This window comes from Mesorhizobium sp. M1169 (assembly GCF_040318345.1).
Taxonomy (GTDB): domain Bacteria; phylum Pseudomonadota; class Alphaproteobacteria; order Rhizobiales; family Rhizobiaceae; genus Mesorhizobium.
Genome location: NZ_JAMYME010000019.1, coordinates 97,029 through 106,994, shown reverse-complemented (window position 1 = coordinate 106,994; position 9,966 = coordinate 97,029). Strand labels below are relative to the sequence as shown.

The 9,966-nt window shown below is 63.5% G+C and carries 9 protein-coding genes; 5 read left to right on the top strand and 4 right to left on the bottom strand.

The features are described from left to right. Positions 1 to 283: 283 nt before the first annotated feature. On the bottom strand, positions 284 to 1,819 hold the full coding sequence (locus NKH41_RS19535) for a DUF2778 domain-containing protein (protein ID WP_352473277.1): 1,536 nt from the start codon (positions 1,817 to 1,819) through the stop codon (positions 284 to 286). A 569-nt stretch (positions 1,820 to 2,388) separates the two neighbouring features. Next, positions 2,389 to 3,201 (bottom strand): class I SAM-dependent methyltransferase, encoded by an 813-nt coding sequence (locus tag NKH41_RS19530; RefSeq protein WP_352769535.1) that lies wholly within the window; start codon positions 3,199 to 3,201, stop codon positions 2,389 to 2,391. A gap of 191 nt (positions 3,202 to 3,392) precedes the next feature. Between NKH41_RS19530 and NKH41_RS19525 the strand changes: the two genes are divergently transcribed. Then, positions 3,393 to 3,815, top strand: coding sequence for a hypothetical protein (locus tag NKH41_RS19525; protein WP_352473275.1), 423 nt, complete (start codon positions 3,393 to 3,395; stop codon positions 3,813 to 3,815). A gap of 302 nt (positions 3,816 to 4,117) precedes the next feature. Here NKH41_RS19525 and NKH41_RS19520 read toward each other — a convergent pair whose 3' ends face one another. Both NKH41_RS19520 and NKH41_RS19515 read right to left on the bottom strand, forming a co-directional pair. Next, complete coding sequence (locus tag NKH41_RS19520; protein ID WP_352452320.1) at positions 4,118 to 4,714, bottom strand: cation efflux transmembrane domain-containing protein; 597 nt, start codon at positions 4,712 to 4,714, stop codon at positions 4,118 to 4,120. Positions 4,715 to 4,745: 31 nt separating this feature from the next. Then, a complete protein-coding gene (locus NKH41_RS19515) occupies positions 4,746 to 6,947 on the bottom strand; it encodes a heavy metal translocating P-type ATPase (protein WP_352769532.1) in 2,202 nt (733 codons plus the stop codon). A gap of 64 nt (positions 6,948 to 7,011) precedes the next feature. Between NKH41_RS19515 and NKH41_RS19510 the strand changes: the two genes are divergently transcribed. The 4 genes from NKH41_RS19510 to NKH41_RS19495 all read left to right on the top strand — a co-directional run bounded on the left by NKH41_RS19510 (position 7,012) and on the right by NKH41_RS19495 (position 9,959). Beyond that, entirely contained in the window at positions 7,012 to 7,437 is a 426-nt protein-coding gene (locus NKH41_RS19510; protein ID WP_352769529.1) for a MerR family transcriptional regulator, read from the top strand. Between the two features lie 99 nt (positions 7,438 to 7,536). Then, positions 7,537 to 7,920: a hypothetical protein gene (locus NKH41_RS19505; RefSeq protein ID WP_352501311.1), complete on the top strand. Its 384-nt coding sequence runs from the start codon at positions 7,537 to 7,539 to the stop codon at positions 7,918 to 7,920. 125 nt (positions 7,921 to 8,045) lie between these two features. After that, positions 8,046 to 9,482 carry a multicopper oxidase family protein gene (locus NKH41_RS19500; protein WP_352933368.1) on the top strand — a complete coding sequence of 479 codons (1,437 nt, stop codon included), beginning with the start codon at positions 8,046 to 8,048 and terminating at the stop codon, positions 9,480 to 9,482. Positions 9,483 to 9,518: 36 nt separating this feature from the next. Next, on the top strand, positions 9,519 to 9,959 hold the full coding sequence (locus tag NKH41_RS19495; RefSeq protein ID WP_352703986.1) for a DUF411 domain-containing protein: 441 nt from the start codon (positions 9,519 to 9,521) through the stop codon (positions 9,957 to 9,959). Positions 9,960 to 9,966: the final 7 nt, after the last annotated feature.

Genomic DNA, 9,966 nt, shown 5'->3' with positions numbered 1-9,966 from the left:
ACGGACGGCTCCCTTGTTTGAGATCTCAACGAACTCATTCTGGCACATCCGATGCCGTCGGGCGCCGTCCACCCCATCATGCCGTGACCTCTCCGCGCTGCAACGGGCGGGACTTTCTGATGCGGGAAGGACAGGAGGTGAAAGGGATCGCTACAGAACGGCTTTCAATCTGCGTCGTTGCATTCTTCGGCTGACGTAACGGCATGGATCCCAGGGTCTGCGCTCCGCTTCGCGTTCGCTCCGCCCTGGGATGACGAAGCCATGAAGGGCTGCCGCGAGCGACCTAAGCCCCTCGCCCCTCTTGGGCGACGCGTGTCAGCGGCTTCGACAGGCGCGGCACCACGACGAGGCGCTTGATCTTGCCCTTCTTGTAGGCGGCGAGGAAGCGGGCATAGTCCTTGAAGACGACGCAGCCATTCGATTCGGCGCGGCCGCCGCGCAGCATGTAGGTGTGGGCGAGCAGGCCGTCACGGCCATATTTGTTGCTGCCGCTGGCCGGCGTCAGACGGATCGCCTCGACACCGTGGAAGCGCGATTCGCGCATCGTCAGATTGTAGGTATCCGGCGGCGTCGGGCCGACATTCTTCTTGTGGACGTAGCGTGGCTGGTCGACCATCGCGCCCAGTCCCGAATGTGCCTCCAGCCGCGAGCCGTCGGGCATATAGACGGTCTTGGCCGAGATGTCGTAGACGGCGACGCCGGTACCCATGTTGGGCGTGGTGAACAGGTTCCTGAAGGCTCCGCCGAGTCCGCCGGAAGGCATGTCGGGCTTGGCATAGGCCAGCATGTCGCCGCCCTGCGTCTTCGAACGTTTGCCCGGCTTGCCCGACACACCCGGCACTGCCGCTTGTGACGAATTGCGAGGCGACAGGCTGCCGGGTTGCGTCTCGACCGGCGGAGCGTCGGCCGTCTGCACCTTGCTCGCCTTGGCGGTCCTGGAGGCCTGCGCCTTGGGCGGCTCCGTTTTCGATGCCTGATCCTTTTGCGCCTGATCTTTTCGCGCCTGGTCTTTTGGCGCCTGATCTCTTGACGCTTGAGCCCGCGGCGCCTCGGCCAGCTTATCGATGTCCGCCCGCGGACGCAGCGTCGGCAGCGGAATGCTGTCGGGCATGTCGTCTTGCGGCGGCAGCGAGGCCAGTTGGACCTCAGGTTCTTGCGGCTCTTGCGAAGCCGCGGGCTCGCTTGCCGCGACGGCTGCCGGGAGCACGTCGATCATCTGCTCCGGCAATGTATTCGCCAGCGCCAGCGCAAGGCGCGACGAGCGTTCGATCTCCGCCACCGCGGGCCCGAAGCGCACTGACGCCGGGCCGTTCGGGTCGGGTATGCGTACCGGCTCGGCGAACCGGGCGTCGGCCGGCAGGCTGGCGAGCATGACGGGAGAGCCGGCTGAGGCACGGGCAAAGGCGGCGGCAAGCTTTTGCGGCGACAGCGCGGCCTTGGCGACCACGTCGTCGAAGCTCGATTGCCGCGACGCATCAGCGACAAGCGGCACGGTGTTGCGCTTGAGGCGGGCCGATTTTCCCTGGTGGACGAAGTTCGACGCCGACCGCAGGCAGTTGGCATCGCATCCGTGCTGCAGCAGCTTGGCCGACAGCGCCGCGTTTGCTGCGGCCCATGTCGGGGCCTGCGCCTTTGGAAGGCTGCGGCGAGGATCGGCGAGCGCGATGGTGCGCGGCGCGAGCAGGCTTTGCGGGAGACCGTTGGAAGCGGCGCTGAGCGAGGTTCCCACTGAATAAAGGCCGGCCAAGGTCGCCACCGACCATAAAGCAATGGCTGCGCCGACGGCCGGAACCGCGACCCAGCGCAGGCCGGGCCTCATCGAAGTCAATCCAGTTGCAGGACTGTCACCCCGGGTTTTCGCACTTACAAACGCCATTCAACCACTCTCAATCGGCCGATGCCGGCTAGCGGATTTCGCAGCCGTGACATTCACAGTTCGCCTGGTGCCCCCAGCACGCTTTGCGTCTGTTGCCGATTGATTCAAAAGATGGACAAAGTTGGTTAACCAATCCCTCTACCGACCGCCGATTGGGCGACGGTCACACCGAAAAACGCCCTCCAAAACCTGCATAGGTGGCAAAACTGCCCTCCAATGATGACTTTGCTGCCCGTTTTTGTCGGCCGAGTCAAGAAAGCGAAATGACTAGACCTTGCTGGGCGGAGTCGGCCATGGCTGCCAAAGTGAAGCCGGGCCGACCGGAATCGCGCGGCCGGCAGCCGCCGCCATCAAGCCCCGGCGATCGGTCAAACCGGCGATTATCGACCTGGCACTTGTCGACCTGCCACTCGGGCGAATGAACGTTAACCTCTGAGAATTCGGGATAGCGGCAAGATGTTTGCCGCACAGCAGCTGAATGTCGCGAAGTGCCGGAGCGGGATATCCAACACCTAGGCCACAGCCACCACTATGTGAGCCTGGATTTTGGCAGCAACCTCGCCGCTGCCATGCCTGTCAGCAATCGCGGCTGCGGCGTAGTCGGTTGCAGCGTCCAGTTTTCCCGCCTCTCTGGTCTCGATTTCATTGCGAAGGAGAGTGCCCTGGCAATAAGCAACGGCCGGAACGCGGGGCGAGGAGGCACGGCTTTGTTCGGCTCTCGTCTCGATCACCACACCGGAAAAACCTGCGTCCTCCAGCTCGCTACGGATCAGTGCCGTATCGTGGTAGCCATGCGGCGTGCGTGCCAGAAAGCGCGGCGGATCGTTCGGAAAAATCCTCGCCAGGGCATTGGTCACATCGTCCGCAAATACATTCTCTTCGATGCGATCCCATACGCTGAATAGAAAATGTCCTCCGGGCTTCAGGACTCGCCGGGCTTCGCGATAGGCGGATGAGCGGTTGGGAAAGAACATCGCACCGAACTGACAACAAACGAGATCGAAGGCCGCATTTTCGAACGGTAGCGCCAGAGCATCAGCCTGACGCCATTTGATGCGATCGTCGGGAGCTTGCCGCGAAGCGGCGTAGTCGAGCATCGGCTGGTTGAGGTCGGTTACGACATAGCTTGCATCGGCGGACAGTTTTGGCGCCAATGCGCGGGTGACAACCCCGGTGCCCGCGGCGGTTTCCAGAACGGCGCTTGGCGACAAGGACGCTGCTCGTCGTGCAAGATCTGCGGCGAACGGCTCGAAAATCAACGGCACCATATAGCGGTCGTAGTTTTCCGGAATTGAGCCAGCGAATACCTTGTCCGTTTCCAACATTGCTATCCCCCGTCGCCCGTTTGATGGCTCGCCAGCATAGCATGGAATTGTTTGCTGTTCGGTCGCATTCGACCGGGAGGCGGTTCGCTTCCGTAAGCTCCGAAACGCCGTGCTGCAATTATCTGCATGTGTGCTAATGTATTGTGGTCATGCGCATTGGTGCGTGGCCAAACATTAAATGGGAGGACGCGATGAAAACCATGAATCGCAGGTCCGCGATTGCGCTCGGCGTGACGGCGGCAGCGGTAACGCCTTTGTTCACGCTGGCGGCGGCGGCAAAGGTGAAGAAATACGGCCCGAAGGAAGGCAAGGAGATTGCACCCGGCGTCAGATTGGTCGAGGTCGGCACCGGCAATTCCGATATCCCCGCCTACAAGAGCATCTCAATTGTCGATATAGTCTTTCAGCCCGGAGCAGCCGCCCCTCAAATGGTGATGGACAACGATATGGTCTGCACCATTGCTGCCGGTGAATTCACGATCAAGAAGGCGGACAAGGAATTCAAGCTCAAGGAAGGTGACGTGTACACCTGCTCCAAGGGCAAGACCGACGAGGCAGCCAACACCAGCAAGGTGGTCGGCATCCACCGGATCGCCGTCTTGATACCTGCCTAGCGCATACCGACGAAATCGGCCCGCGTCCTCTTCGGAGGCGCGGGCCTTTTGATGACGTGCGTGGCCTTGTGCGGTTCATCGTTTCACCGCTTCAACCCGGTCGACTTCGTCCAAGTGTGGTGAGGCTCATGCTGTTCATGGTTTTTCCTCCCGATTTTTACTTATGGGCGGTTCTCCCTCCGACCGCTTTGAAAGGGTGCGATTATATTAGAGATCGCGCAAGTTTCTGGCTGACTGCTGGCCGGTATAGGGGCCCGCATTGGCGGATTGGCAATGCGGCAGCGCGCTGAGCGTTTTGGAGTTCACGAAACGGCCCGGTGCTCTTCCCGAGCTGCCTCCCAGACCTCGCGCGCCGCATCTGCATTCAGTGCCGCGATTCCCAGGCCGACGATCAAATCCGGCCACGCCGAGCGCCACAGGAAGGCCGTCACCAATCCGGCCAGTATGATCGCAATATTGGCGACCGCATCGTTGCGGGCCGAGAGGAATGCCGCCCTGGTAAGACTGCCGCTGTGATGGCGGTAGCGCGCCAGCATGTAGGCGCACGACAGATTGACCGCCAGAGCGCCCAATCCCGCCAGCGTCAGCGCCGTTGGCTGCGGCGGCACCGGCATGTTGAACTTTTCCCACGCGGTCCACAGCGTCGCCAGGCCCGGCACCAGCAGGATAAGCGCCAGCGCCATGCCGACCCGCGAGCGGGCACGCAGCGACCATCCCATGGCGAGCAGTATGAGGAGATTGACCGAGGCATCTTCCAGAAAATCGACGCTGTCGGCGAACAGCGACACCGAGCCGATCGCCAGCGCGACAGCGAATTCAATGCCGAAATAACCCAGGTTCAGCAGTGCGACGACAAGCACCACCCGGCGAAGGCCGTCCGACGCAATGGCTTGCTGCATGGTCTGTCCTAACACGATGCCGTTGTCGCTCTTACCAGCTGCTCTTCCAACGCAACAGCCGCATGGCATTGGCCGTCACCAACACCGTCGCCCCGGTGTCCGCGAGAATGGCGGGCCAGAGGCCGGTGATGCCGGCGATCGTCGTCACCAGGAACACTGCCTTCAGGCCCAACGCAATGGTGACGTTCTGCTTGATGTTGGCCATGGTTGCTTGGGACAGCCTGATCATGGCCGCAACGTCGCCGACGCGTCCATGCAGCACCGCTGCGTCAGCCGTTTCAAGAGCCACATCGGTGCCGCCGCCCATGGCAATGCCGACATCGGCCGCGGCAAGTGCCGGCGCATCGTTGATGCCGTCGCCGACCTTGGCTACCCTAAGCCCCTGCCCCTTCAACTCGCCGAGGATGCGCTGCTTGTCCTCAGGGAGCAGTTCGGCGCGCACCTCGATGCCGAGCTGTTTGCCGATGGCAGCCGCCGTGCGCTTATTGTCGCCGGTTAGCATGACTGTCCTGATGCCTGCATTGGTCAGCGCCTTTAGCCCGGCGAAAGCATCCGGCCGGGGTTCGTCGCGCATGGCAATGAAGCCGGCCAGCGCGTTGTCTACAAGCAGCACCGCCACTGACTTGCCTTCATCGTTCAATGCCACGATGCGTGCCGCCTGGTCTGCTGGCAGCAGGTTTATCTCGCCCGCCGCGACTGGCGAGCCCAGAAACAGGTTCTTGCCGCCGACACGACCGATAACCCCTTTACCGCCGATCGCTTTGGCTTCGGCGGCAGGCGGCACGGGAATGTTGCCGGCTTTGGCCCTTTGGAGGATGGCCAAAGCGAGGGGATGGCTCGAGCCGATCTCAAGCGCTGCCGCGAGCGAAAGGATGTCGCGTTCACTGGCACCCACCGCAACGACATCGGTGACCTGTGGCTTGCCGAGCGTCAGCGTGCCGGTCTTGTCGAGCGCCACGGCGTTGATGGTCGCGAGCCCTTCCAGCACCGCCCCACCTTTCATCAGCAGGCCGCGCCGGGCTCCGGCCGAAAGCGACGCCGCGATCGCCGCCGGAACTGAAATGACCAGCGCGCACGGGCAGCCGATGAGCAGCAGCGCCAGCCCCTTGTATATCCATTCGTTCCAATCGCCGCCCAAGAGCAGCGGCGGTGTGGCGGCCACAAGCGCCGCGACGGCGACAACGCCGGGCATGTACCAGCGCGAAAAGCAATCGATGAAGCGCTCGGTCGGCGCCTTGTTTTCCTGCGCCTCCTCGACCAGCTTGATCACGCGTGCAATCGTGTTGTCTGCGGCGGTCGCCGTCACCTTGACGCGCAGCACGCCGTCGCCGTTGATAGTGCCGGCAAAGACCGTGTCGCCGACGTCCTTGCGCACCGGCACGCTTTCACCGGAGACGGGTGATTCATCGATGGCGCTCCCGCCTTGGGTGATCTCGCCGTCAGCCGGAATCCGGTCGCCCGGCCGCACGAGGATGATGGCGCCCACAGCCAGGCTTTCGGCCGGCACCTCGCGGGTCTGGCCGCCTTTCTCGACGAACGCGGTTTTGGGAACGAGGACCGTGAGCGCTTGAATACTGGACCGTGCCTTGCCGGCCGCAACCCCTTCGAGCAACTCGCCGATCAGGAACAAGAAGACCACCGTCGCCGCTTCCTCGCCGGCACCGATGATGACGGCCCCGGCCGCCGCCACAGTCATCAGCATTTCGATTGTGAACGGAATGCCTGCCGCTGCGGCCATGGCCGCTCGGCGCGCGATCGGAGCCAGGCCGAGCAGCATTGCGGCGATGAAGGCCCACGGGCCGGTTGCGGGCCAGGCGTAATCAATCGCGAAAGCCACGGCCAAGGCGACTCCGCTGGCGATGGCCAGGCGGCCCTTGGCGCTGTCCCACCATGGCTCCGACGCCGGCGCATCATCGTTATCATGTAACCGCGCTACGTTCTCGTCGTGATTGTGCCTTCCGTCTGCATGGTCGTCGGCGGATTGATCGAATGCCGCCGTCCCAGACTTGGAGGTCAGCAGAGCGACGGCGTAGCCGAGGCCGGCGACCTTCCTCTCGATCGCGCCGAGATTGCTTTCGGGACTATGAGTGACCGTCAGAGTGCCCGCCGAAACGGATACGTTGACGTCCTGAACACCAGGCATCCGCCGCACGGCCGTATCGATTTTGCTGGCGCAAGCGGCGCAATCCATGCCTTCCACGCGATAGCGGATCTGTTGTTTGGTCGCAGCCATGGTGAACCTCTTGTATCTTCGAGCGCGACGCTACATCCTCTAGCGACTAGAGGAGCAAGCGAAAATGTCAGCAGGTGTGACCATCGGTGAAGCGGCCCGACACAGCGGCGTGAAGGTTCCAACCATCCGCTACTATGAGCAGATTGAGTTGCTTCCTGCCGCTGCCCGCAGCGAAGCCAATCGCCGGCAGTATGAAGCGGCAGACTTGCGCCGGCTCGCCTTCATCAGGCACGCGCGCGAGTTGGGGTTCGGGATCGAAGCCATCAGGGCGCTGCTGACGCTGCAGGATAATCCCAGCCAGCCTTGTGCGACCGCCGACGCCATTGCCCAGGCGCGTCTGGCCGACGTGGTTCAGCGGATACGCAGCCTTACAGCATTGAAAGCCGAGCTGGAGCATATGGTCGAAGGCTGCCGGCACGGAAAAGTCTGCGAATGCCGTGTCATCGAAGTGCTGGCGGATCACGATAAATGCGAGCATGCCCGGCACTGATTGGCTCCCCTTGGTCGCTATGTCACAGCATTGGCACTTGCAAAAACCGTACTTTGCGGTCAGCCTGAGCAGATGTTGGCTCGGCTGTCGCCAAAACACATGCTTGTCACGCTGCTCGCGGTCTTCCTGACCGTGGGGCTCAGCCTGTCCGGTGCACAGGCCAGCATCATGTCGGCAACGATGACGGCCGGCATGGCTGCCGGCGATGGCATGACCATGCCTGCGGGGCCCGGCATGGACAAGATGGCCGATGCCGCCATGAAGGGTGACTGCAAGGGGTGCCTCAAGGGTGCCGGCGGTGACGGCAAGGGGATATACTGCCCGCCGACCTGCATTGCCCCGGCGCTTGCGTTGCTGCCGCAGAAGCTCGACATGGTGACAATCCCGCTGCCGTCGCAAATATCGCCGCTGCCGGCGCCGTTCCTGCACGGGCGAAGTTCCCTGCCCGACCCATACCCTCCCAGAGCCAGCGCTCTCGTCTGACGCCGTTTCAGCCGTCCCACGGCTGATGTCCGGCGTCCGGTCGCCCGCTCGCGTTGATGCGCGACGGGCGCGGACAAGCAATCAGTCGACGCTCGCCGTCGATCGAGATCGCAAGGAACGTAAGGGTGAATAGCAATTCCAGTCTTTTCCTGTCGCGCCGCGGGTTCCTGCTTGCGGCGGCGGGCGTCGCCGTCTCGACGTCGATGCGCCCGGCGCGGGCAGCCGCAGTTGATGAGCGCCGTATCAAGGTCGCGCCAGCCCATGCCCGGTTAATCGACGCAGGTGGTCCGCAAACCACGGTATGGGCCCATGACGGCACAATTCCCGGCCCGACCCTGCGCCTGCGGCAAGGCCAGCCGGTCCGCATCACTGTCGAGAACGGTCTCGACGAGGATACGACCGTCCACTGGCACGGCATTCGCCTGGCAAACGCCATGGACGACGTGCCGGGCCTGACCCAGAAGCCGATCGGGCCGGGGCAAAGTTTCGTCTATGAGTTCACACCGCCGGACGCCGGCACCTTCTGGTACCATCCGCACGCCGACAGCCTGGTCCAGCTCGGCCGAGGCCTTGCCGGCGCACTGGTCGTTGAGGAGGTCGAGCCGGTCGCCGTCGACCGTGACATTCTGTGGCTGCTGCAGGACTGGCGGCTTGCGGCCGATGGGCAGATCGCCGGCGGCTTCGGCAGTGCCATGGATGCCTCGATGTCGGGCCGCGTCGGCAATGTCGTCACCGTCAACGGCACGGGGCCAGGCGATCGGAGCGTGAAGGCCGGCGAGCGCGTCAGGCTGCGGCTCGCCAATGCCTCGCTTGCCCGCATGATGGCGCTGCGCTTCGAAGGCCACCGTCCGGTCGTCGTCGCCATCGACGGCCAGCCCTGCGATCCGCATGAACCGGAGGGCGGTCGCCTGGTGCTGGCGCCCGCCATGCGCATCGATATCGTGCTCGACATGCAGGGCCACCCCGGCAGCCGCCACGCGGTGATCGACGATTTCTACGACGGCCTCGCCTATACGCTGACCACGCTGGCCTATGACGCAGCGCCGCCGCTGAGAACCCATCCGCTCGACACGCCTGTCGGCCTGCCGCGCAACCCCTTGCCCCAGCCCGACCTCGCTGGCGCCGAGCGCCAGGAGATCGTGCTGCAGGGCGGCATGATGGGCGGCGGCAAGCTCAAGGGCGTCGGCGGCATGATGGGCATGGGGATGATGGGCATGAACGGCGGTGCGGCCTGGGCGATCAACGGCATGTCGATGACCGGCGACGGCCATGCCGGCATGGCGCCGCAGTTCACGCTGAAACGCGGTGTGACCTGCCATCTCACCATGAGCAACGAAACCGCCTGGTGGCACCCGATGCATGTCCACGGCTTCAGCCTGTCGGTCATCTCGCGCAACGGTTCGCCAGTGCCGCACCGCCAATGGCAGGACACGGTGCTGCTCGCCCCCAAGGATGTGATCGAATGCGCCTTCGTCGCCGACAATCCCGGGGACTGGATGCTGCACTGCCATGTCGCCGACCACCAGATGGCGGGTCTGATGACCGTCTTCCGCGTGACCTGATTTTTTCGCCACCCAATCACCCAAGGAGAACTGCAAATGAAACTGCCCTACTCAATCGCCGCTCTCGCGGTCGCAATCGCAATGCCGATGCCTGCATTCGCCGCAACGATCCAGGCGGTGATGTACAAGAACCCGAGCTGCAGCTGCTGCGAGACCTACGCCGCCTATCTCGAACAGAACGGCTTCAAGGTCGAGCTCAAGCCGACCAACGACCTCAGCCAGATAAGCGCTGGGCTCGGCGTTCCCGCGCAATTGCAAGGCTGCCATTCGGTGGTGATCGGCGACTACGTGGTCGACGGCTTCGTGCCGGTCGACTTGGTCAAGAAGATGCTGACGGAACGGCCCCAAATCACCGGCATCGCCATGGCCGGCATGCCGATGGGCTCGCCGGGAATGGGCGGCGAGAAGACCGAGACCTGGAAGATCTACGCCTTCACCAAGGACGGCAAGGCGCCGACCGTCTACGCGACGCAGTGACGGCCGG